19 protein-coding genes and 2 pseudogenes are annotated in these 22,398 nt (G+C 40.0%); 18 read left to right on the plus strand and 3 right to left on the minus strand.

The window, feature by feature from the left end; translation table 11 throughout:
• Positions 1–50 precede the first annotated feature (50 nt).
• The 8 genes and pseudogenes from yajC (at position 51) to RG571_RS03640 (ending at position 9,400) form a co-directional block, all read left to right on the plus strand.
• Positions 51–431: a preprotein translocase subunit YajC gene (gene yajC, locus RG571_RS03605; protein ID WP_002300794.1), complete on the plus strand. Its 381-nt coding sequence runs from the start codon at positions 51–53 to the stop codon at positions 429–431.
• A gap of 304 nt (positions 432–735) precedes the next feature.
• Positions 736–3,333, plus strand: coding sequence for a bifunctional acetaldehyde-CoA/alcohol dehydrogenase (gene adhE, locus RG571_RS03610; RefSeq protein WP_114634812.1), 2,598 nt, complete (start codon positions 736–738; stop codon positions 3,331–3,333).
• A gap of 228 nt (positions 3,334–3,561) precedes the next feature.
• Positions 3,562–4,676: pseudogene (locus tag RG571_RS03615) on the plus strand (glycoside hydrolase family 105 protein).
• Positions 4,677–4,692: 16 nt separating this feature from the next.
• Entirely contained in the window at positions 4,693–5,721 is a 1,029-nt protein-coding gene (locus tag RG571_RS03620) for a TRAP transporter substrate-binding protein (protein ID WP_258430442.1), read from the plus strand.
• 5 nt (positions 5,722–5,726) lie between these two features.
• A complete protein-coding gene (locus RG571_RS03625; protein WP_002288258.1) occupies positions 5,727–6,206 on the plus strand; it encodes a TRAP transporter small permease in 480 nt (159 codons plus the stop codon).
• 15 nt (positions 6,207–6,221) lie between these two features.
• Positions 6,222–7,501, plus strand: a pseudogene (locus RG571_RS03630) (TRAP transporter large permease).
• Positions 7,502–7,511: 10 nt separating this feature from the next.
• Positions 7,512–8,336: a sugar phosphate isomerase/epimerase gene (locus RG571_RS03635; RefSeq protein WP_114634809.1), complete on the plus strand. Its 825-nt coding sequence runs from the start codon at positions 7,512–7,514 to the stop codon at positions 8,334–8,336.
• Between the two features lie 164 nt (positions 8,337–8,500).
• Positions 8,501–9,400 carry an AraC family transcriptional regulator gene (locus RG571_RS03640; protein WP_308947773.1) on the plus strand — a complete coding sequence of 300 codons (900 nt, stop codon included), beginning with the start codon at positions 8,501–8,503 and terminating at the stop codon, positions 9,398–9,400.
• 125 nt (positions 9,401–9,525) lie between these two features.
• Here the strand turns inward: RG571_RS03640 and RG571_RS03645 are convergent, their stop codons facing one another.
• Positions 9,526–10,395: an AraC family transcriptional regulator gene (locus tag RG571_RS03645; protein WP_104765307.1), complete on the minus strand. Its 870-nt coding sequence runs from the start codon at positions 10,393–10,395 to the stop codon at positions 9,526–9,528.
• 152 nt (positions 10,396–10,547) lie between these two features.
• Here RG571_RS03645 and rhaB point away from each other — a divergent pair, with 152 nt between their 5' ends.
• From rhaB to RG571_RS03695, 10 genes are all read left to right on the plus strand, one after another.
• Positions 10,548–12,008 (plus strand): rhamnulokinase, encoded by a 1,461-nt coding sequence (gene rhaB, locus RG571_RS03650; RefSeq protein WP_258430446.1) that lies wholly within the window; start codon positions 10,548–10,550, stop codon positions 12,006–12,008.
• Positions 12,005–13,261: an L-rhamnose isomerase gene (gene rhaA / locus RG571_RS03655; protein WP_258430447.1), complete on the plus strand. Its 1,257-nt coding sequence runs from the start codon at positions 12,005–12,007 to the stop codon at positions 13,259–13,261. Before rhaB ends, rhaA begins: the two co-directional genes overlap by 4 nt.
• Before the next feature lie 13 nt (positions 13,262–13,274).
• Positions 13,275–14,120 (plus strand): rhamnulose-1-phosphate aldolase, encoded by an 846-nt coding sequence (rhaD, locus tag RG571_RS03660; RefSeq protein WP_258430448.1) that lies wholly within the window; start codon positions 13,275–13,277, stop codon positions 14,118–14,120.
• Between the two features lies 1 nt (position 14,121).
• Positions 14,122–14,433 (plus strand): L-rhamnose mutarotase, encoded by a 312-nt coding sequence (rhaM, locus tag RG571_RS03665; protein ID WP_258430449.1) that lies wholly within the window; start codon positions 14,122–14,124, stop codon positions 14,431–14,433.
• Between the two features lie 82 nt (positions 14,434–14,515).
• Positions 14,516–15,667: a lactaldehyde reductase gene (gene fucO / locus RG571_RS03670; protein WP_258430450.1), complete on the plus strand. Its 1,152-nt coding sequence runs from the start codon at positions 14,516–14,518 to the stop codon at positions 15,665–15,667.
• A 126-nt stretch (positions 15,668–15,793) separates the two neighbouring features.
• Positions 15,794–16,552, plus strand: coding sequence for an IclR family transcriptional regulator (locus tag RG571_RS03675; RefSeq protein ID WP_258430451.1), 759 nt, complete (start codon positions 15,794–15,796; stop codon positions 16,550–16,552).
• A gap of 99 nt (positions 16,553–16,651) precedes the next feature.
• Entirely contained in the window at positions 16,652–17,296 is a 645-nt protein-coding gene (locus tag RG571_RS03680) for a bifunctional 4-hydroxy-2-oxoglutarate aldolase/2-dehydro-3-deoxy-phosphogluconate aldolase (protein ID WP_002288242.1), read from the plus strand.
• Between the two features lie 6 nt (positions 17,297–17,302).
• On the plus strand, positions 17,303–18,310 hold the full coding sequence (locus tag RG571_RS03685; RefSeq protein WP_002298306.1) for a sugar kinase: 1,008 nt from the start codon (positions 17,303–17,305) through the stop codon (positions 18,308–18,310).
• 15 nt (positions 18,311–18,325) lie between these two features.
• Positions 18,326–19,168 (plus strand): 5-dehydro-4-deoxy-D-glucuronate isomerase, encoded by an 843-nt coding sequence (gene kduI, locus RG571_RS03690; RefSeq protein ID WP_258430454.1) that lies wholly within the window; start codon positions 18,326–18,328, stop codon positions 19,166–19,168.
• Positions 19,169–19,187: 19 nt separating this feature from the next.
• Positions 19,188–19,991, plus strand: a complete 804-nt coding sequence (locus tag RG571_RS03695) for a gluconate 5-dehydrogenase (protein ID WP_002294167.1) — start codon at positions 19,188–19,190, stop codon at positions 19,989–19,991.
• Between the two features lie 248 nt (positions 19,992–20,239).
• Here the strand turns inward: RG571_RS03695 and fni are convergent, their stop codons facing one another.
• The gene (gene fni / locus RG571_RS03700; protein WP_258430455.1) at positions 20,240–21,304 is read right to left on the minus strand and encodes a type 2 isopentenyl-diphosphate Delta-isomerase; all 1,065 of its coding nucleotides are present in this window, start codon (positions 21,302–21,304) and stop codon (positions 20,240–20,242) included.
• Positions 21,301–22,386: a phosphomevalonate kinase gene (locus tag RG571_RS03705; RefSeq protein ID WP_002288233.1), complete on the minus strand. Its 1,086-nt coding sequence runs from the start codon at positions 22,384–22,386 to the stop codon at positions 21,301–21,303. The genes fni and RG571_RS03705 overlap by 4 nt, the downstream gene beginning before the upstream one ends.
• Between the last annotated feature and the right edge of the window lie 12 nt (positions 22,387–22,398).

A 22,398-nucleotide genomic window follows, 5' to 3' on the forward strand; every position in this document is an offset into this window, starting at 1 on the left:
TTTTCTGCTAAAGTGTTTTTTGTAGATACAGAATTAGTGAGGTGAAAAAAATGGGAACATTACCAATGCTTGTGATGTTTATCGCGCTATTAGCAATGTGGTTTTTTATGTCACGTTCGCAAAAGAAACAACAGCAAGAACGTCAAAACTTGTTAGATAGCATGAAACCAGGTGATTCAGTCGTAACGATCGGCGGATTACATGGAGTTGTTTCAGAAATCGACAATGACAAACGGACAGTTGTTTTAGACTGCGAAGGGATCTTCCTTGAGTACGATCGTGCAGCAATCAAAACGGTCAAACCAGGGACTGTCGTAACAAATGATGCAACGACTACTGTTGAAACAACAGAAGAACCAGCTGAGACAGTTGAAGTAAAAACTGAAACAACAGAAACGCTGGAAGAGACAGAAGAGAAGAAAGAAAAATAAGTATCAAAGCTTATTTAAAGACGAGGTAGGGCAGAAAGATGTCCTACCTCATTTTTTATTCAAAAAAGAAAGAGATAAGAGTATAGGATATATTGCTCAATATTGAATAATCGGGTGTGTAATATAAATAATAATAAATAACTTTATATATTTTTCTATACAAACACCTGTAAATAAAGCAATTTTATATTTAAAAATAACTGTGAAAAAAATCACAAAAAAGTGTTTACATAGAAAAACAAATATTGTATGATATACATGTGAATGATTTAACAAATAACCATGACCCATTAGGAGGATAATGATGGCTAAAGTAATGGAAAAAGAAAAAACGAAGACAATTGACGTACAAGCAATGATTGATGATTTGGCAGAAAAAGCAAATGCAGCATTGAAAGAAATGGAAAGCTTTGATCAAGAAAAAGTAGACCATATCGTGCATGAAATGGCAATGGCAGCTTTGGATCAACATATGCCATTAGCGAAGATGGCTGTAGAGGAAACAGGCCGCGGTGTTTACGAAGATAAAGCAATCAAAAATATGTATGCGTCCGAATATATTTGGCATAATATCAAACATGATAAAACAGTTGGTGTGATCAATGAAGATGTCCAAAAAGGGTTGATTGAAATTGCTGAACCAGTCGGTGTGGTTTGCGGAGTAACTCCAACAACGAATCCGACTTCCACAACGATTTTCAAATCAATGATCGCGTTGAAAACAAGAAATCCAATCGTTTTTGCTTTCCATCCAAGTGCCCAAAAATCTTCTGCAGAAGCAGCACGAGTAGTACGTGATGCTGCTATCGCTGCCGGAGCTCCTGAAAATTGTATCCAATGGATCGAACATCCTTCGATCGAAGCGACTTCTATGCTAATGAACCATCCAGGTATCGCGATCGTCTTAGCGACAGGTGGAGCTGGAATGGTCAAGTCTGCTTACTCTACAGGAAAACCAGCTTTAGGTGTAGGTCCAGGTAACGTACCAGCTTATATTGAAAAAACAGCAAAAATTAAACGTGCAGTGAACGATTTGATCGTTTCGAAAACATTTGATAATGGAATGATTTGTGCTTCTGAACAAGCTGTGATCGTGGATAAAGAAATCTATGCAGCAGTAAAAGCAGAATTCCAAGCACACCAAGTTTATATCGTAAAACCAGATGAATTGCAAAAATTAGAAGATGCAGTGATGAACGAAGGAAAATATGCGGTCAATCCATCAATCGTTGGACATTCTGCGATGGAAATCGCAAAATTGGCAGGAATCAGTGTACCAAAAGGAACGAAAATGCTGATTGTTGAATTGGAAGGCGTAGGCCCAGGTTATCCGCTATCAAGAGAAAAACTTTCTCCAGTTCTTGCCATGATCAAAGCTAACAACACGGACCATGCGTTTGATTTGTGTGAAGGTATGTTGAATCTTGGAGGATTAGGACATACAGCAGTTATCCATTCAGAAAACGAAGAGTTGCATGTCAAATTCGGTCTTCGAATGAAAGCTTGTCGTATTTTAGTGAATACACCATCTGCAGAAGGCGGCATCGGTGATATCTATAACGAAATGATTCCGTCATTGACTTTGGGATGCGGTTCTTATGGTAAGAACTCTGTTTCTCGTAACGTCTCTGCTGTAAACTTAATCAATGTCAAAACTGTAGCGAAACGGAGAAATAACATGCAATGGTTCAAATTACCGCCAAAAATCTTCTTTGAAAAGAACTCTCTATTGTACTTAGAGAAAATGGAAAACGTTGAACGTGTCATGATCATTTGTGACCCTGGTATGGTCCAATTCGGTTACTGCGATACAGTTCGTGAAGTATTGGCACGACGTAAAAATGATGTGAAGATCGAAGTCTTCTCAGATGTTGAACCGAACCCATCGACAAATACCGTATACGCAGGAACGAAACTGATGGCAGACTTCAAGCCAGATACAGTAATCGCTCTTGGAGGCGGTTCTGCAATGGACGCAGCTAAGGGAATGTGGATGTTCTATGAACACCCAGACACATCTTTCTTTGGTGCAAAACAAAAATTCTTGGATATCCGTAAACGGACATATAAGATCGACAAACCAGAAAAAACACAATTCGTATGTATCCCGACAACATCAGGAACTGGTTCTGAAGTAACGCCATTTGCGGTCATCACTGACAGTGAAACACATGTGAAATATCCGTTAGCAGATTATGCATTGACGCCAGATGTCGCAATCGTCGATCCTCAATTCGTCATGTCAGTTCCAGCATCTGTCACAGCAGATACCGGGATGGATGTGTTAACACATGCAATCGAATCCTATGTTTCAGTCATGGCTTCAGATTATACACGTGGATTGAGCCTACAAGCAATCAAGTTAGTCTTTGACTATTTAGAAAAATCAGTAAAAACACCTGATATGGAATCACGTGAAAAAATGCACAACGCTTCTACAATGGCTGGTATGGCGTTTGCTAACGCATTCCTAGGTATTTGTCACTCAGTCGCACATAAAATCGGCGGGGAATACGGGATCCCTCATGGACGGACAAATGCGATTCTTTTACCGCATATTATCCGCTATAATGCAAAAGATCCACAAAAACATGCGATGTTCCCTAAATATGACTATTTCCGTGCAGATACAGATTACGCAGATATTGCAAAATTCTTAGGTCTGAAAGGCGAAACAACAGAGGAATTAGTCGAAGCTTTAGCAACGGCTGTTTATGAATTAGGAAAATCTGTCGGCATCAACATGAGTCTAAAAGCTCAAGGAGTCACACAAGAAACACTAGATACAACCGTAGACCGTATGGCTGAATTAGCTTACGAAGACCAATGTACGACAGCTAATCCGAAAGAACCATTGATCTCTGAATTGAAACAGATCATCATTGATGCTTACAACGGATAAGCAAAAGAAAGCGTAGAAAAAAGATAAGAAAATAGATGAAAAAGAACTTGGAAAACGTTGTTTCTCCAAGTTCTTTTTTTAATTTCCAAGTAACTGAAAGTTACTTTTGTTATTTAACATTTAGGTCAATTTTAGACAGTTTTTGTTCAAAAAGCGATATTTATAGTGGACGGTATTACTGCTATATTAAGGATATAAAATGAAAGCGTTTAAAAAGGTGGCGTAAAGATGATTATTAAAGAAGAGATTTTTGTACCTAAAGAATTAGTGAAAGAAAAAATTGACCTGCTCGTTGAAAACCTGACAACGATCAAAGACGATAATGGTGAATTTTTGTTGGACTTTGAAGGACTGAAAGTAGATGACAAGAGCTGGACAGTGTGGAATTGGCCACAAGGTGTCGGTCTATATGGTATTTATAAAAATTACCAGATGACAAAAAATCCTCGCGCTTATCAAGTGGTCAATGAATGGTTTGAGGATCGTATGGAAGAAGGCGCTCCGCCCAAAAACGTCAATACAATGGCACCGCTATTGACTATGGCTTACTTGTATGAAGACACGAAAGATTCACGCTATTTGCCTTATTTAGAACAATGGGCAGAATGGGTCATGAATGACATGCCTCGGACAAATGAAGACGGGTTACAGCATGCCACATATGGACCGGAAAATAAGAATCAGTTGTGGGACGATACATTGATGATGACAGTGCTTCCTTTGGCAAAAATCGGGAAACTGTTGAATCGCCCAGAATATTTAGAAGAAGCTCGTTACCAGTTTATGATCCATATCAAATACTTGATGGATAAACGATCAGGATTGTGGTATCACGGCTGGACGTTTGAAGGAAATCATAACTATGCCGAAGCATTTTGGACTCGTGGAAACTGCTGGTTGACGATTGCTATTCCAGAGATCATTGAAATCTTAGAATTATCGAAAGAAGATGCATTGCGCAAATTATTGATCGAAACACTTGAAGCACAAGTGCGTGCATTAAAAACTTATCAGTCTGAAAGCGGTTTATGGCATACGTTGTTGGATGATCCTTCTTCTTACGTAGAATCTTCTGTAACTGCAGGATTTGCTTACGGTATTTTGAAAGCGGTCCATAAACGTTATTTACCACAAGAATATAAAGAAGTCGCTTATCGTGCTATCCAACTATCCAAGGATTGCTTGAACAAATCGATGAAAAAGGAGAAGTTCAAAACGTTTCAATCGGGACAGGAATGGGGGACAGTTTAGATTTTTATCGGAATATCGGAATCACAGCAATGCCTTATGGACAGTCGTTAACGGTGCTTTGTTTGACAGAATTGCTCGTCTCTTATTGTTAAAAGAAAGGAAACCCATATGAAAAAAACATCACTGCTGTTTGCAGCAAGTTCGCTTAGCCTAGGTCTGCTAGGTCTAAGCGGCTGCGGAAATAATTCTAGTGTGGCAACTGTCGCAGATGCAGACGTAAATGAGATAGTTACCTTGCGCTTTGCTTATGCAAGCAACAGCCAGCCAGTAATTGATGCAATGAATGAATTTGGGCGTTTAGTAAAAGAAAAAACAGATGGTTCCGTACAGATCCAGTATTTCCCAGATGGACAACTGGGTGGAGAACGTGAACTGATCGAATTGACACAGTCAGGAGCAGTAGATTTCACAAAAGTAAGTGCCTCAGCGTTGGAAAGTTTCTCTAAAGATTATTCGATTTTTTCAGTTCCTTATCTATTCAATGATGAAGAACATTTCTTTAAGGTGATGGATAATGAAGAAATAATGGAGCCAATCTACCAATCGACCAAAAATTTAGGATTTACCAGATTGACCTATTATGATTCTGGTCAGCGCAGCTTTTATATGGTAGACGGTCCGATCCATACGCCGGAAGATTTGAAGGGAAAGAAGATCCGTGTGATGCAAAGCGAAACCGCTATCAAAAGGGTAGAGCTTTTAGGCGGTTCGCCCGTACCTATGGGAAGTGATGAAGTGTACACGTCTCTTCAATCCAATTTGATCAACGGATCAGAAAACAATGAATTTGTCTTGTATACAGCTGGACATGGTGGTGTGGCTAAATACTATTCCTATGATGAGCATACACGTGTGCCAGATATCATCATCATGAATGATGCCATCAAAGAACAGCTAACTGATGAGCAGGAAAAAGCCATTGAAGAAGCAGCGAAAGAATCAACGGTTTTTGAAATTGAAGCTTTTGCAAAAGCAATTGAAGAAGAAAAAGCTTTAGCACAAGAAGAACATGGAGTCCAATTCAATGATGTAGATAATACACCGTTTCGAGAGGCAGTTGCCCCACTTCATGATATATTCAAAAACGATCCTACCTACAAAGACCTTTATCAAAAGATCCAAGAGCAAGGAGCGTAGCTGTGATGAAAATGATTTTAAACAAGGTATTAGAGATCCTGGGAGCTGTTTTGCTTGTTGGGATGGTCGCTGTTGTTTTATGGCAAGTATTTTCCAGAACGGTTTTAGGAAATCCAAATACGGTCACGGAAGAGCTTGTTCGATTCGGTCTTGTCTGGTTTGCCATGTTGTCTTCCGCGTATGTTGTGGGACAAAAAGCACATTTAGCCGTAACGGTTTTAAGTGAAAAATTAACTGGCAAAAAAAGTAAAATTTTAGAAGTTGTTGTTCAAAGTTTATTTCTGGTATTTGCTGCGATGATCATGGTGTATGGCGGATGGAATGCTGTCACATTGACAATGGGGCAGATCTCGCCTTCTTTAAGTATTCCTATGGGATATGTTTATCTGTCAGTACCTGTATCGGGGGTACTCATCATTATCTATAGCCTGATTAATCTAATCGATACATTAAGCAACAAGCCAGCAATTCAAGAAAAAATATAAAAATGGAGGAATAAAATGGCAATAGAAGCCGGATTAGTGTTATTTTTTGTATTTGCTGTGTTGCTTGTATTAGGGATGCCGATTGCTATAAGTATTGCATTCTCATCGATGATGACTTTATTGTTAGTTATACCGTTTGATGTTTCTGCTTTTAGTTCAGCTCAAAAAATGGTGGGAAGTATCAATAGTTTTTCGCTGATCGCTATTCCGTTTTTCGTTCTCTCGGGCATTATCATGAATAATGGAGGGATAGCTAAGAAACTAGTGGATTTTGCGATGTTGTTCGTCGGGCGCGTGCCGGGGGTTTTGGCTCATACGAATGTGTTAGGGAATGCTTTATTTGGTTCCATCTCTAGCTCGGCCATTGCCGCTTCTACCGCGATTGGTGGAGTGTTGATCCCTCAGCAAGTGGAAGAAGGATATGACCGGAAGTTTGCGACAGCGGTCAATATCGCGTCAGCTCCGACAGGTATGGTCATTCCTCCAAGTACTGCTTTTATCATGTATTCACTTGTTGCTGGTGGTGCTTCGATCTCTGCTTTGTTTAAGGCGCTTTGTGGGCGCTAGGAATCATGCTAGTAGCATTCATCGTTGCTAAAAAGAATAAATACCCTGTTGTCGAAAAAGGACAGATGGCTCATGCTGGAAAAATAATAAAAGAGGCGATTCCTAGCCTTCTATTGATTGTCATCATTATCGGTGGTATCTTGACGGGGATATTTACAGCAGTAGAAGCTTCAGCGATAGCTGTCATTTACTCCCTGTTGATTGCTATGTTTTACTATAAAACGGTAAAACTAAAAGATATACCTAATATGTTGTTTCAATCAGTAGCAATGTCAGGGACGATCATGTTCTTATTGGTTACTTCTTCCATGATGTCTTTCGCCATGGCGTTTACCGGTATTCCTCAGGCAATTAGTTCGTTGATTATGGGCGTAACGGATAATAAATTTATTATTCTGTTATTAGTCAATCTTGTGTTATTACTGGTGGGTATGTTTATGGATGTGGCGCCTGCTATCTTGATTTTTACACCAATATTTTTACCAATCGTCACAAGTGTAGGGGTTGATCCTGTACATTACGGGTTGTTTTCAATCATGAATCTGTGTGTAGGCTCCATCACGCCGCCAGTAGGTACAGGACTATATGTCGGTGCAAGTGTAGGAGGCGTAAAAGCAGAGGCAATGCTGAAACCGCTTCTTCCTTTTTATGGGGTTATCTTAGTCGTCTTGTTTTTGATTACTTACTTCCCGCAAATCGTCATGTGGCTACCCAATATGCTGAGTTAGGAGAATAGTTATGTTGAACATTACAATTAGAGGACATGATCTTTCCGAAGTCCAAACGATAGAAGATCTTGCAGAAAAAACAAAAGAACAAGGGATTCATACACTGCAGCTCGCCTTAGGTCTTTCGTTTCCTGAAATACCTTCTGGCGCAAATGAGATCAATTCTGGGATGGGAAATTATGTCAAACGAGTTTTAGAAAAGCAAGAAGTGACCGTAGGAATTTTAAGTTGCTATATCAATATGATTCATCCAGATTTAACGATACGAGAAGAGTTGCTGACAAAGTTCGAGCAGTATCTTCGCTATGCTTCTTCCTTTGGTGCGTCGATGGTTGCTTCGGAAACTGGATGTGTTTTGCCGGAAATCCAATATACGGAAGAAAATTTCACAGATGAAGCATTTGCTGAAGCAGTGTCCGTTATCCGTCGCTTGGTAAAAGCTGGAGAAAAATACCAAATGATGGTGGGGATACAACCAGGTTTGAATCATCCGGTGTATTCTTTAGCAAGGGTAGAGCAGCTGATCCAAGCAGTAGATTCGGACTATCTAGGAATCATTTTAGATCCGACCAATTTGATCACAAGTAGTGATTATCAAGAACAAGTCCAATTGGTAGAAGAAGCTTTTGAACGTTTTGGTGAAAAGATATGTGCGGTTCATTTGAAAGATTTTCGTGTCGAACAGGAAAAAATCGTGCCGGTAAATTTGGGAGACGGTGTGATCGAGTACACAAAAATCAAAGAAATCATCATGAAGAATCGTCCGTACCTGTATGTGGTTCTTGAAGAAACAAAAGATGATGGGATCCGTTATGGAAGAAGTCTTCTTGAATAATGTAAAGAAGACGTTGGTTAACTAATATTTAGAATGGAGGGGGCGGGGCTAGAAGATGCCACGTCTCTTCTTTTTTATAAGAGTATATAAAAGCAGCTCTTTTTGATTACAAAAAACGTGGTATAATAAAATTGTGCATAAGTGAACAAAAGGAGGTGCGGCACATGCTCCAAAAGAAAAACATCGGTGAACAAGTCAATACGATGGTTTCTGATAAGTATGAAATCTATCATGTCAAAGATGTCGTCAGCCAAAATAAAACGATCTATCATCATCATGATTTCTATGAGATCCATGCTACATTAAAGGGAGAAGCGACTTTTTATTTGAACGGACGACAATTTACGATCAAAGCAGGAAGTGTGCTGCTCATCCATTCCAATGATTTGCATTGTATCGTCCGCCAATCTTCAGATGTATTCGAGCGTGTCTATATCTTTGTCACCCCTTCTTTTCTAGAAAGTCGTTCCACGCCATGGTCTAATCTATCGGCTTGTTTTCAACCAATAGGAGAGAAGAGGAGTCGTGTATTGCAAATAGAACAGGAAGTATTGAAGCAAAAATTATCATTTATCGACCATCCTCCTGATAAAAAAATTTACGGTGAAGACATAAAATATGAACAAGCTCTGGTAGAATACTTGATTTTTCTCAATCAAGTTGTACAAAAAGAAGAGAGTGCGCAAGAACAGAATGCTGTAGTTCCTAATGAGCGTGTGGAACACATGTTACAATATATCTCAAAAAATTTATCTCATCCGCTTTCTTTAGAGGAAATGGAAAAGCAATTTTTTGTCAGCAAATACCATATCACACGAGAATTCAAAAAGTACACTGGATTTACGTTTCATCAGTATGTAATGAAGAAAAAGCTGATCTATGCCAAGCACTTATTGCGAGAGTACCGCAGCTCTAGTGCTGTATATAGTAAAAGTGGTTTTTCGTCTTATCCGCATTTTCTGAAAGCATTCAAGAGAGAGTTCGGCATAACGCCTAAAGAATTTTTGAAACGTGATACACAGAAACAGTTGGTTCATTATGAACATTTTGAAGATGAACAATGAGAATGATCACTAAAAAATAACCGCAGTAGCTGCTGTTGTTTATATAGAAGCAGAAACTGCGGTTATTTTATTTTTATCTATATATTTCAAAATATTTTGAAAAAATGACGTACATATTATATGAATCAGCTGAATTTACGAAAGTCTCTCGGCGATAGTCCTGTTTTTGCTTTGAACAGGCGGCTAAAGTAAGCAAAATTCTCAATCCCTATTTCTTCGGAAATCATTCGAACCGTAAATTCTGTATACCGAAGAAGGTCTTTAGCGTAAGAGAGTTTTTTGCTGATCAAATAATCGATTGGTGGAGAACCGATAAATTTGGAAAAATCTTTGCTCAGCTGATATTTATTCAATAAGAATTGTTGTTCTAATTGATCAAGTGTAATCGTTTCTTTGAAATGTTCGTCTAAGTATTGCTTCAGTTTGTAAACGTAGGCGGGAATATCCTCTTCTTCGAAATCTAGCTGATACTTTTGCAAAATCAGTTCATTCAGCAACTCGTGGATAGCTACAGAGGACTGGAAATCGGTACGGGCATTCGTACCTTGTTGCATGTGGATCAATTCTGTGATCAAATGGTGGATCTTGTTTTCTGATGGATCCCCTGTTGAATGGAAGGTGTTATGGCCATCTTTTGTGAACTCCTGATAAAATGATTGGACGTTCTGACCATTCAAATGGATCCAATCCATTTCCCATGGTTCTTCGCTGATCGTTTGATAACGCTGATATTCTTGGCAGTCAATAAAAAATAAGTCTCCAGCTTTTAGCTGTTGCTGATTATCATTATATGTAAGCGAACCTTCGCCAGACAAAGTGAACTTTATCAAGTAAGAAGGTAAATGTGCTCGTTCAGTATAGTAAGGGATTGGTGCTTTGAAGTAACCGATTTCTTGGATATAAAAAAATAATTTCCTGCTTCTTTGTGTAGGCGTCAAGATCACTCTTTTTGAGTCTTCCGACCATGAGTGGTTGGCTTTTTCCCAGTAATCCATGTAAACACTCCCAACTTGTCAAGATAATACAATTATATACCAAAATAGTGTGAAGCAAAATATAAGATTCTGTATTATGATAGCATTGTTAATAAATGATAACGCTTTATTAATAAAGTGCTAATCAACAATAAAGTAAAAGAGGTGGAGAAATGAATCCAACATTTGTTGCCATCGATATCGGTGCATCAAGCGGACGACTAATGAAAAGTACGAGGGATGCAAAAGGTTCTTTGATCTTGGAAGAAGTGCACCGGTTCAAAAACGGCTTTCGGAACAAAGACGGTCACGATCGCTGGAAGATCGATTATCTTATCAAAGAGATTTTGATTGGATTTGAAAAATTAAAGCAGACAGGGATTGATCGTCTTTTTGCGGGGATCGATACATGGGCAGTCGATTACTGTCTGATTGACGAACAAGGGGATCGGATAAATGATCCGATTGCTTATCGGGACAAGCGTACCAATGGAGCAGTAGAACAGTTTTCTGAAATCTATTCTCTAGATAAGTTGTATGAGCAGACAGGGATTCAGATCCAGCCTTTCAATACCTTGTTCCAATTGTTTGCTGAAGAAAAAGAAAATTTGGCAAAAGCACATAAATTGTTACTGATACCTGATTATTTAGGGTATGTCTTTACTGGTAACATGGTGACGGAGAAAACTAATGCATCTACTATGCAGCTGCTGAATGCAGGGACAAAAAAATGGGAAATAGAACTTCTTGAAAAAATCGGTGTCTCGAAGGAATTATTTCCACCATTGACAGAGCCGGGAACGATACTAGGAGATCTGCAAAAAGAACAATTTTCAAAATATGATTTGCCAGATGTGACCTTTATCACAGTAGCAAGTCATGATACGGCGTCAGCTGTATTAGGAACGCCAGGTCAAGGAGAACGTTGGGGTTATATCAGCAGTGGGACATGGTCGCTTTTAGGGATTGAAACAAAGATCGCCAATGTTTCTCGCAATGCTTTTTCTGAAAATTATACGAATGAATGGGGTGCCCATAACACGGTGCGTTTTTTGAAAAACATCATGGGGATGTGGTTGATCCAGGAAGTTGCCCGAATGCAAGAGTACGAGTACAGTTATGCGGAATTGGCAGAGCTTGCTGCAAAAGAAAAACCGCTGCAGCAAGTGATGGAAATCAATGACCCTCGATTTTTGAATCCCCCAAATATGATAGAAGAGATTCAGCAATACTGTTTTGAAACAGAGCAGCCAGTCCCTGTCTCATCGGGAGCTATCGCTCGTTGTGTGTATGATAATCTTGCTCTTTGTTACGCACAAGAGCTGATCAAAGTAGAACACTTAACTGGAACGAAATTGGAAAAGCTGCACATCGTAGGGGGCGGATCGAATAATCGTCTACTGAATCAATTGACAGCAGATTATGCCGGAATCATTGTAGAAGCAGGTCCTAGTGAAGCCACAGCAATCGGGAATGTTGCCATGCAAATGCTCAGTACAGGTCAGTTTTCGAATATAGAACAAGCAAGAAATGTAATCAAACAGTCGTTTCCATGTGAAACTTTTTACCCAGATGAAAATAAGCAAAACACGATGGAATGGTACGTGAATAAAATCAAAGGAGTAATCGTATGAACACGATTGAAAAAAATTACGAACAAGCAAAAGAAAAATATGCAACTATCGGTGTAGATACAGATGCTGTACTAGAAAAGATACAGGACATCAAAATTTCTATGCATTGCTGGCAAGGAGACGATGTCAAAGGTTTCTTGACACCGGATGGCGAATTGACCGGTGGAATTATGGCGACAGGGAATTTTCCAGGAGCCGCACGAACACCTGAAGAGCTTAGACAAGATCTGGAGAAAGCTTATTCGTTGATACCGGGCAAACACAAATTGAACCTTCATGCTATCTATTTGGATACAGAAGAATCTGTCGATCTAAATGAAATTGAGCCGAAACATTTTGAAAAATGGGTAGAGTGGGCAAAAAAAGAAGAAATCGGTCTTGATTTCAATCCGACTTTCTTTTCGCATCCAATGATGAAAGACGGCTTTACATTGGCTCATCCAGATAAAGAAATTCGTGAATACTGGATCGAACACGGGAAAAGAAGCCGCAAAATCGCGGAGTACTTTGGGAAAGAAACTGGACAAACAAGTATCAATAACTTTTGGGTACCTGATGGGATGAAAGATAATCCGATTGATCGTTTTACCCCACGGAAACGTTTAATGGAATCACTCGATGAAATTTTTACAGAAGAGTTAGATGAACGGTATGTACAAGATGCAGTAGAAAGCAAACTATTTGGTTTAGGCGCTGAAGCTTATACAGTCGGTTCCCATGAATTTTATATGGGTTACGGGTTGACTCGTGACAAACTTGTTTGTCTAGATGCTGGACATTTTCATCCAACAGAAGTGATTTCCAATAAATTATCTTCATTAGCTTTATTCAGCAAAGGAATCATGCTGCATGTTTCCCGTCCAGTGCGTTGGGATTCAGACCATGTGGTTTTGATGGATGATGAATTGCAGGAAATCGCTAAAGAATTAGTCCGTAACGAATTGTTGGAAAAAACAAATATCGGTCTGGATTTCTTTGATGCAACGATCAACCGTATCGCTGCTTGGGTCATCGGTACGAGAAATACACAAAAAGCACTGCTGAAAGCTATGCTGGAACCAGTTGAGCGATTGAAAGAAATGGAGCTGGCTTTTGACTTTACTTCAAGAATGGCTTATACGGAAGAATTGAAAGATTTCCCGTATGCCGATGTATGGAATTATTTCTGTTACAAAAATCAAATTCCAGTTGGTTTGGATTGGCTGGAAGAAGTCCAGGAATATCAAAAAGACGTGTTGGAATTAAGAAAATAGGAGTGTGGCTATATTGAAAAAAATAGATATTTTACAAGCGCCTTATGTGAAAGAAATGATCGAAACGACGTCGAATCTTTATCGCTTGGGATGGGATGAAAGAAATGGCGGGAATATTTCTTATTTACTAAAAGAAGAAGAGATCACACCGTTCTTGGATCCTGAAAAAGTGATCCGCCGCATCTCGATGATTTTTGATGCCAGCCGTTTAGCAGGATGCTATTTTATTGTAACTGGTTCAGGAAGATATTTTAAAAATGTAGCGAGCGAACCTGCCGAGAATCTTGGAATCGTTCGAGTTGCTGAAGATGGCAAAACACTGGAACTTTTGTGGGGGCTGGAAAACGAATGCCTTCCTACAAGCGAGTTGCCAAGTCATTTCATGAGTCATATCGCCCGTTTAGAAGTAGACCCAGATAATCGGATCGTTATGCATTGCCATGCTAGTCATCTATTAGCGATGAGTTTTACGCATGAATTAGACGAACGTTCCTTTAGTCGTACGCTATGGCAAATGTGTACGGAATGCTTAGTTGTTTTTCCAGAAGGAATTTCCATCATTCCGTGGATGGTTCCGGGAACAAATGAGATCGGGGAAGCAACAGCTGAAAAAATGAAAGAAACTCGATTGGTTTTATGGCCACAACATGGAATCTACGGGTCAGGAAAAGACATGGATGAAGTCTTTGGTTTGATCGAGACAGCAGAAAAGGCAGCAGAAGTCTATACGTACGTTAAAGCGCAAGGGCCAATCTTGCAAATAATCACGGACGAAAACCTGTGGCATTTAGCAGATGCGTTTGGTGTCACTCCAAAAGCAGGTTATTTGGAGGAAGTTCATACGAAAGCAGGTGTCTGACATGGTGAAAAAAGCTTTTTGCATGAAAGTTTACCCAGAAAAACAAGAAGAATACAAAAAAAGACATGATGAACTTTGGTCAGAAATGCGTACAGCACTTCGTGAACACGGGGTCATCGACTATTCGATCTATCTTGATCCGAGTGCAAGTTTGTTATTTGGTTACTTAGTGATCGAAGATGAAAAGTTATGGGAAAAAATGGCAAATACATCTATCAATCAAAAATGGTGGAAGTACATGGAAGATATCATGGAGACAAATCCAGATGCCTCTCCAGTCAGTTGGGAATTGATGCCAGTCTTTGAACTGTAGTAACAAGCAACTGGGCAACCGGTTGCTTGGGGTTCTTTCGTTTTTTATTGTGAAAAATAATACAAATTAGGAGGAATAGAAAATGAGTAATCGAATGATTTTAAATGAAACATCGTATTTTGGAAAAGGAGCGATTGAGTCGATCGTCCCTGAATTTCAGCAGCGAGGATTCAGCAAAGCAGCTGTCATTACTGACAAAGGATTGATCGAGCACGGTATAGCAACAAAAGTAACAGAACTTCTAGATAAAGCAGCAATCGATTATGCTTTATACGACGGGATCGTACCTAATCCAACGATCCAAAATGTAAAAGATGGAGTGGCTTTTGTTAAAGAGGCAGAGGCAGACTGTTTGATCGCAATCGGTGGAGGTTCGCCAATCGATACGGCAAAAGCCATTGGGATTATTTTGACGAATCCAGAGTTTTCAGACGTCATCAGCTTAGAAGGTGTTGCTGATACGAAAAATCCATGTTTACCTATCTTAGCTGTACCAACGACTTCTGGGACAGCAGCTGAGGTAACAATCAACTACGTCATCACAGATGAAGCAAATCACCGGAAATTCGTTTGTGTCGATCCACATGATATCCCAATCGTTGCGTTCATCGACAGTGACATGATGATGGGAATGCCAAAAAAATTGGCTGCGTCAACAGGGATGGATGCTATGACACATGCTATCGAAGGGTTGATTACAAAAGGCGCTTGGGAAATGACTGATATGCTGCATTTAAAGGCAATCGAAATCATCGGTCATTCTTTGGAAGCTTCTGTAGATGGCGATCAAAATGGGCGAGAAAAAATGGCATTAGGACAGTATATTGCAGGAATGGGCTTCTCAAATGTCGGTTTAGGACTGGTACACGGGATGGCTCACCCGTTAAGTGCATGGTACAACATTCCTCATGGCGTAGCGTGTGCAGCACTTTTGCCAACTGTCATGAAATATAACAAAGAATATACTGGAGAAAAGTACCGTGAGATCGCTCTTGTGCTAGGGATTAAAGGAGCAGCTGAAATGTCTTTAGAAGATGTAAGAGAAGCGGCTTGTGGTGAGATCGATCGGTTGAGCAAAGCGGTTGGAATCCCAGAAACCATTTCTGAGTTAGGTGTAAAAGAAGCAGATATCCCAGCAATTGCAGAAGATGCTTTGCGAGATGTATGCACACCAGGAAATCCAAGAGAAACGACAGTAGAAGAAATCATTGCTTTATATCAAAGTTTGATGTAAAAACGAAGCGGATCTTCAACATTAAATTGCCTGTAAAGAGAAATGGTAGTTTATATCTGGATATCTCTTTTAAATTGATGGTATTTCCGCTATAATTTTTCTTATAAAGAAATAGGAGAATATTATATGAAAAATAAAAAGCCTTATGGAACTGTATTGATCAAAGCCTCTAAAATACTAGACTATTTAGCGGAAAACCAAGATGTCTCTTTGCAGACGATCGCAAAGGGTGTGGGAATGACCTCTTCTACAGTCTTGAAAATACTAGATACTTTGCTGATGATCGGCTACGTAAATAAAAATTCAGAGAAAAACTATCGTTTAGGTGCAAAGCTTATTCGCTACGCGAATAAAAACATTGAACAAATCGATTTGGTAGAGTTGACTTTACCGTTTTTAGAACAGCTGCAGCAAAAGATCGATGAGACTATCCACTTAGGAGTATTGGACAACAATGAGATCTTGTACGTGAACAAACTAGATCCAAAACATCAAACGATCCGCATGTCTTCAAAAATCGGAATCACCCGACCATTATACAATTCTGCGATGGGCAAAGCCGTATTAGCAGAATTCAGTGAAGAGCAGTACACTGATTATCTTGAAAAGCATCCGTTGATCCCTTACACAGAATATACGATCACCAATGCATTACGGTTGAAAAAGGAAATCCAAACGGTAAAAGAAACCCACATCGCATTTGACGATGAAGAAATCGAACGTGATATTTTTTGTATAGGAGCCTCAATCGTGAAAAACGAACAAATCATTGGTGCATTTAGTGTAAGTATGCCGAAATATCGTTTAACAGATGAGACAAAAGAACAAATAATCATTGCCCTCAAGCAAACAAAAAGCGAAATCGAGCAAAGAATTCAAAAATAATGAAAAAAGCGTTTGCAATTTTTCTTTTCTGCCGTATAATATGGGTATAGATTTCCAAGTTATAAAATAAAATTTCTAAATAGGAAATAGGTGGAGAAGATGAAAAAAATTGATATTTTATCTCGATTGAAAAACGCCGGAGTGATTGCGGTGGTACGCGGAAAAAGCAAAGAAGAAGCTTTGAATGCTTGCCACGCAATCATCAAAGGTGGTCTAACTGGTATTGAGTTGACTTTTACAGTCCCTCAAGCAGATCAAGTAATCAAAGAACTTTTGTCATTCTACAAAGACCAACCAGAAATAGTGATTGGCGCAGGCACAGTATTAGACGCTGTCACAGCTCGCTTGGCTATCTTAGCTGGCGCAGAGTATATTGTTAGCCCTTCCTTTGATCAAGAAACGGCAGAGATGTGCAATCTGTATCAAATTCCTTACTTACCAGGATGTATGACTATTACCGAGATCAAAACAGCGCTGAAAAGCGGGGTAGATATCGTCAAACTATTTCCTGGAAGCGCTTATGGACCAAGTATCATTTCTGCCTTCAAGGCGCCGATGCCTCAAGTCAATATCATGCCAACTGGCGGTGTGAGTCTGGACAATATGAAAGAGTGGTTCGATGCTGGTGTCGTAACAGTCGGAGTAGGTGGGAACCTTTTAGCACCCGCAGCTACAGGAGATTTTGACAAAGTAACGGAAGTCGCGCAACAGTATGCAGCAAAAATGAAAGAAATCAAGAGGTAGCTGCTTATGGGAAAAGTAGTGACACTCGGAGAAATCATGTTGCGATTGTCCACAGAACAGGGAACCCGTATTGATTCAAGTAAACGATTCGCTGCCCATTATGGCGGAGGGGAAGCAAATGTAGCAATTTCTTTAGCTAATTACGGACATGAAGCGATTTTTGCTACAAAAGTACCTGATAACGCATTGGGAAAAGCAGTCAAAAAGCACTTGCAATGTTATGGAGTAGATACGAAACAGGTATTATCTGGTGGACCAAGACTAGGTACTTATTATATGGAAACTGGTAGTGGCGAACGCGCCGCCTCAGTGATCTATGATCGTGCCGGATCAAGCTTTGCTGAAATGGATCATTTGGAATGGTCGCTAGAGGAGTTATTCCAAGGAATAGATATATTTCATGTTTCGGGAATCACCCCAGCTTTGTCTAAAAAATGGCAAAAAATGACGAAACAGGTGATAGAAGCTGCAAAAAGAGCTGGCTGCCTGATCAGCTTCGATATCAACTATCGTGGAAAATTATGGACACAGCAAGAAGCCAGCGAAGTAATCCATCAGCTTTTACCTTTAGTAGATATCTGCTCAGCTGGAAAAATGGATGCTCTTTATTTGTTAGGTATCGAGAAAGCGCCAGAAGCAGAAGAACAACCTCTAATTTATTATTATCAAAAAATGCAGGAAAAGTTCCCGAATATTCAGGTGTTTTATTCGACCAAGCGTACCGTTCATTCAGCAAGTGAAAATGAACTGAAGGGGACATTGTGGATGAACCATGAATATGTGGAATCCCAAGTCCATAGAATTACCCCAATCGTGGATCGAGTAGGTGGCGGAGATGCTTTTGCAGGTGGCGTGCTCCATGGGATTTTATCCAATATGTCTCCGCAAGAAATCATTGATTTTGCTACGGCAGCTTCTGCCTTGAAGCATACGATCCATGGGGACTGCAACCAATTCAGTCAAGAAGAAGTCGCACAATTTTTAGCATGCGGCTCTGGAAAAATCATTCGATAGAAGGAGTAGAAGAAAATGCAAGAAATGGAAACACGTTATACACACAGTCCAGAAGATATCCGTCATTATTCAACGGAACAATTGAGAAAAGAATTTTTAGTAGAAAAGGTATTTGAACCAGGGAAAATCAGTTTGACTTATACGTACAACGATCGAATGATCTTTGGTGGAGTGACACCTACTGAAAAAGAATTAGAAATCACATTAGACAAAGAACTAGGTGTTAATTACTTCTTAGAGCGTCGTGAACTAGGTGTGATCAATATCGGTGGACCAGGATTCATCGAGATCGATGGGCAAAAAGAAGAAATGAAAAAACAAGACGGATACTATATCGGAAAAGAAACACGACATGTTGTATTTTCTTCCCAAGATGCTGAAAACCCAGCTAAATTCTATATTAGTTCTGTTCCAGCTCATCATAAATATCCAAATGTAAAAATCAGTATCGACCAAGTAAAACCAATGGAAACTGGTGAAGGCCTGACACTGAATGAACGTAAAATCTATCAATACATCCATCCAAATGTATGCGAAAGCTGTCAATTACAAATGGGTTATACGATTTTAGAACCAGGAAGTGCTTGGAATACGATGCCTTGTCATACACATGAACGTCGTATGGAAGCTTATGTCTACTTTGATTATGCCAATGAAGATACACGTGTGTTCCACATGATGGGCAAACCAGATGAAACAAAACATTTAGTTGTAGACAATGAACAAGCTGTTATTTCGCCAAGCTGGTCGATCCATTCAGGTGTGGGTACAAGCAATTACTCATTCATCTGGGCAATGTGCGGAGAAAATATCACCTATACAGACATGGATATGGTGCAAATGGATCAATTAAAATAAGCATAAGGGAGAGAAAATGATGGAATTTAGTATGGATATGTTTCGTTTAGATGGAAAAGTAGCATTAGTCACCGGTGCTGTCTATGGTATTGGATTTGAGATTGCACGCTCTTTAGCTACAGCAGGAGCAAAAATCGTATTTAATAACTTGAATCAAGAATCAGTTGATGAAGGTATAGCGCATTATAAAGAAGCAGGCATCGATGCAAAAGGTTATGTCTGCGATGTGACCGATGAAGAAGCGGTTCAAGCGATGGTTCAACAGATCAAAGAAGATGTAGGTTCAGTTGATATTCTGGTCAACAATGCAGGGATCATCAAACGGACACCGATGATCGAAATGGATGCGGCAGACTTCCGCCAAGTAATCGACGTGGATTTAAATGCCCCATTCATCGTTTCAAAAGCAGTTATTCCGGATATGATCGAAAAAGGCGGCGGTAAAATCATCAATATCTGCTCCATGATGAGTGAATTAGGACGCGAAACGGTCAGTGCTTATGCTGCGGCAAAAGGCGGATTAAAAATGCTGACGAAAAACATCGCTTCTGAATACGGTCAATACAATATCCAATGTAATGGAATTGGACCAGGTTATATTGCTACACCGCAAACTGCTCCATTACGCGAAACACAAGAAAACGGTGAACGTCATCCATTCGATCAATTTATCGTTGGACGTACGCCAGCAGCACGCTGGGGCGAGCCAATCGATTTGGCTGGACCATCTGTCTTCTTGGCTTCTAGCGCATCTGATTTCGTTAACGGCCATGTCTTGTATGTGGACGGAGGCATACTTGCCTATATCGGGAAACAACCTTAAAAGAACTTTAGTACACCGTTTAGTGGAGAGGTTGTGAAATCAGCGGATTGAACGAATACCGAAGGACAGCTGATTAAACATCATTTATTCGAAAAAAGAGGCTGGGACAGAAGCGTTTAACTCCAAGAAATAAGAAGGAATTCACGAAAATTGCTTTTTAAATTTTTGTGAATTTCAGCTTATTTCCGAAGGAGTTGCTTTTGCTTCCGCCGTTTATACGTGTTTAGAGCGTGAGACAAAAGTGTTCTTTACTTTTGTCCCACGCTCTTTTCTGTGCGTCTTCCATACTTCACTAAGTCGATCCCTCTTGCTTCGCACCAATCCTTCACTGGTCCGGAAAAGATCAGAGAGTGTTGGTGTAGGGCCGCGGTATTCGTTGCGCCGACCATAGTATAAAGCAGACGAAGCTCTTCTTGCCATTGCTTCATCAGTATAATAGTTTCTTCTACGCCATGATTCATCAGATGCGTCAGTACGGTTCCTGAAGTACCCACTGCATTTGCGCCGAGACAAAGGGCTTTAAATATGTCATAGGCATTGCGGATACCTCCGGAGGCTAGGATTTCCATAGAAGTGTCTGCTTCATTTGCTTCAAGCAATGAAGAGACTGTCGATTGCCCCCAGTCAGCTAAATAACTCAGTTCCCGCTTGGAGCGACGGGCGTTTTCGATCTGGGTGAAGCTTGTTCCGCTTCGACCGCTGATATCAACTGTATGAACTCCTAAAGAAGCTAGATCATTGAGCGTTTCTCTTGTCATGCCAAAACCGACTTCTTTTACGATGAGGGGGACGTCAATGGCTGTTTGAGTCTCTTGAATAAGTACTTTCCAATTGGTAAAATCACGGTCTCCCTCAGGCATAACCAACTCTTGAGGTGCATTCAAATGAATCTGTAAGGCATCTGCGTGAAACAATCGGATAGCTTCTTTGGCTCTTTCGACAGAAGTCCCTGCACCGATGTTGGCAATGATTTTCCCGTGAGGATATTCTTGTCGCATAATCGTATAAGTATCAGCTAAAGAAGGGTCTTTCAAGGCAGCGCTGACTGAACCAGTGGCAATCATCAAATCTGCTTCTCTTGCGACGATTGCAAGATCTTGGTTGATTTTTTTTGTTTTTTCGCTTCCGCCAGTCATCGCATTGATATAAAACGGGCTACTTAGTGTAAAACCAGCTGCCTGTGTGCTTAGATCGACATCAGAAACTGCTATTTGCGGCAAAGGGTTATGGATGATCCGTACGAAGTCAAATTCGTTTTTTTGTTTATCATGAAAGGCTTTAGCTAGTGAAACATGTTCGTCTTTTCGATTCATCGGTTTTCCTTTCTTTGATCGCTATAGACATGTAACGGCAGTGGAGTGATTTCTGCTTTTTCCCATGCACTCATTAAAGGAAGAATGCCAGATTTCTGGTCAACAATTACGATTCCGCAATCGCCCCCACCTGCACCAGAAGATTTTGCGGCTCCTTCATACTGTTCAGCTAAATTACACAATTTGTTCAAAGCAGGCGTTTCGATGACGACCCCAGTGATTGCAGATAAATCATGCAGTAATTGTCGGTTTTTTCGAATCATCTGTTGGATCAACGTTACATTATTTTCTTTAAACCCTTTGATCATTTCGTTGACACATTCTGTACTGTTTTTTAAGAAAAGCTGATAAGCCACCATTTTATCTTCTCTCGAACGGTGAACTTGATCGACCAAATCAGAAGTAGAGGCAGGGCTACCCGTCCAACCAATCAATAAACGTAAATCTTCAGGAGCAATCAATGGCTCAATGGATAGACCTGGCCAATCCAGGGCAAGTAACTCACTGATAGAATGCTGAGTTTCTTGTTCTTGGAGCCAAGGATGGTCGAAGGTTGAGAAAGCGATCCAGCCACCATAACAGCTAGCAGCGATGTCGCCGCAGGAACCATTATCTTGAACTGCTAAATTGGCTAGTGCTGCAATCTTGAAAATCTCCAACTGAGATAAATTCAACGCGTAAAAAACATTCAAGGCTTTGACCGTTGCAACGGTCACGGCACCGCTAGAACCCAATCCATATTTCCGGCCATTTGAACTGTCTAACTCACTTGTTACTTTCAGATCATAAAAGGATAAAAGAATGTTTTTTTCTTGTGCATACTTTTCAGTCAAACGAATAGCAGCAAGGATATAATGAAAAGGATTTTCCCGAATATCTAAAACTAATTCTCCGTTGCGTCTTGTCCAACGTACAGGCATCCCACTATATTGTGCAGATTGGATACTTCCGACTTTTCGTGCGGATTCTACAGTGACTGTTACGAATTGATCGACTGCAGCGATAACTGCTGGATGGCCTGTTTCAACAACTGCATATTCTCCGGCAATATAGAGTTTGCCTGGTGCAGATACTTCAATCATAAAAATCTCCCT

The organism is Enterococcus sp. FR204 (assembly GCF_031143325.1).
Taxonomy (GTDB): domain Bacteria; phylum Bacillota; class Bacilli; order Lactobacillales; family Enterococcaceae; genus Enterococcus_B; species Enterococcus_B faecium.

Bases quoted from the DNA above. Each gene is read 5' to 3' on its own strand.
- yajC (WP_002300794.1), top strand. From the start codon at position 51: ATGGGAACATTACCAATGCTTGTGATGTTTATCGCGCTATTAGCAATG.
- adhE (WP_114634812.1), top strand. From the start codon at position 736: ATGGCTAAAGTAATGGAAAAAGAAAAAACGAAGACAATTGACGTACAA.
- RG571_RS03620 (WP_258430442.1), top strand. From the start codon at position 4,693: ATGAAAAAAACATCACTGCTGTTTGCAGCAAGTTCGCTTAGCCTAGGT.
- RG571_RS03625 (WP_002288258.1), top strand. From the start codon at position 5,727: ATGAAAATGATTTTAAACAAGGTATTAGAGATCCTGGGAGCTGTTTTG.
- RG571_RS03635 (WP_114634809.1), top strand. From the start codon at position 7,512: ATGTTGAACATTACAATTAGAGGACATGATCTTTCCGAAGTCCAAACG.
- RG571_RS03640 (WP_308947773.1), top strand. From the start codon at position 8,501: ATGCTCCAAAAGAAAAACATCGGTGAACAAGTCAATACGATGGTTTCT.
- RG571_RS03645 (WP_104765307.1), bottom strand. From the start codon at position 10,395: ATGGATTACTGGGAAAAAGCCAACCACTCATGGTCGGAAGACTCAAAA.
- rhaB (WP_258430446.1), top strand. From the start codon at position 10,548: ATGAATCCAACATTTGTTGCCATCGATATCGGTGCATCAAGCGGACGA.
- rhaA (WP_258430447.1), top strand. From the start codon at position 12,005: ATGAACACGATTGAAAAAAATTACGAACAAGCAAAAGAAAAATATGCA.
- rhaM (WP_258430449.1), top strand. From the start codon at position 14,122: ATGGTGAAAAAAGCTTTTTGCATGAAAGTTTACCCAGAAAAACAAGAA.
- fucO (WP_258430450.1), top strand. From the start codon at position 14,516: ATGAGTAATCGAATGATTTTAAATGAAACATCGTATTTTGGAAAAGGA.
- RG571_RS03675 (WP_258430451.1), top strand. From the start codon at position 15,794: ATGAAAAATAAAAAGCCTTATGGAACTGTATTGATCAAAGCCTCTAAA.
- RG571_RS03680 (WP_002288242.1), top strand. From the start codon at position 16,652: ATGAAAAAAATTGATATTTTATCTCGATTGAAAAACGCCGGAGTGATT.
- RG571_RS03685 (WP_002298306.1), top strand. From the start codon at position 17,303: ATGGGAAAAGTAGTGACACTCGGAGAAATCATGTTGCGATTGTCCACA.
- kduI (WP_258430454.1), top strand. From the start codon at position 18,326: ATGCAAGAAATGGAAACACGTTATACACACAGTCCAGAAGATATCCGT.
- RG571_RS03695 (WP_002294167.1), top strand. From the start codon at position 19,188: ATGGAATTTAGTATGGATATGTTTCGTTTAGATGGAAAAGTAGCATTA.
- fni (WP_258430455.1), bottom strand. From the start codon at position 21,304: ATGAATCGAAAAGACGAACATGTTTCACTAGCTAAAGCCTTTCATGAT.
- RG571_RS03705 (WP_002288233.1), bottom strand. From the start codon at position 22,386: ATGATTGAAGTATCTGCACCAGGCAAACTCTATATTGCCGGAGAATAT.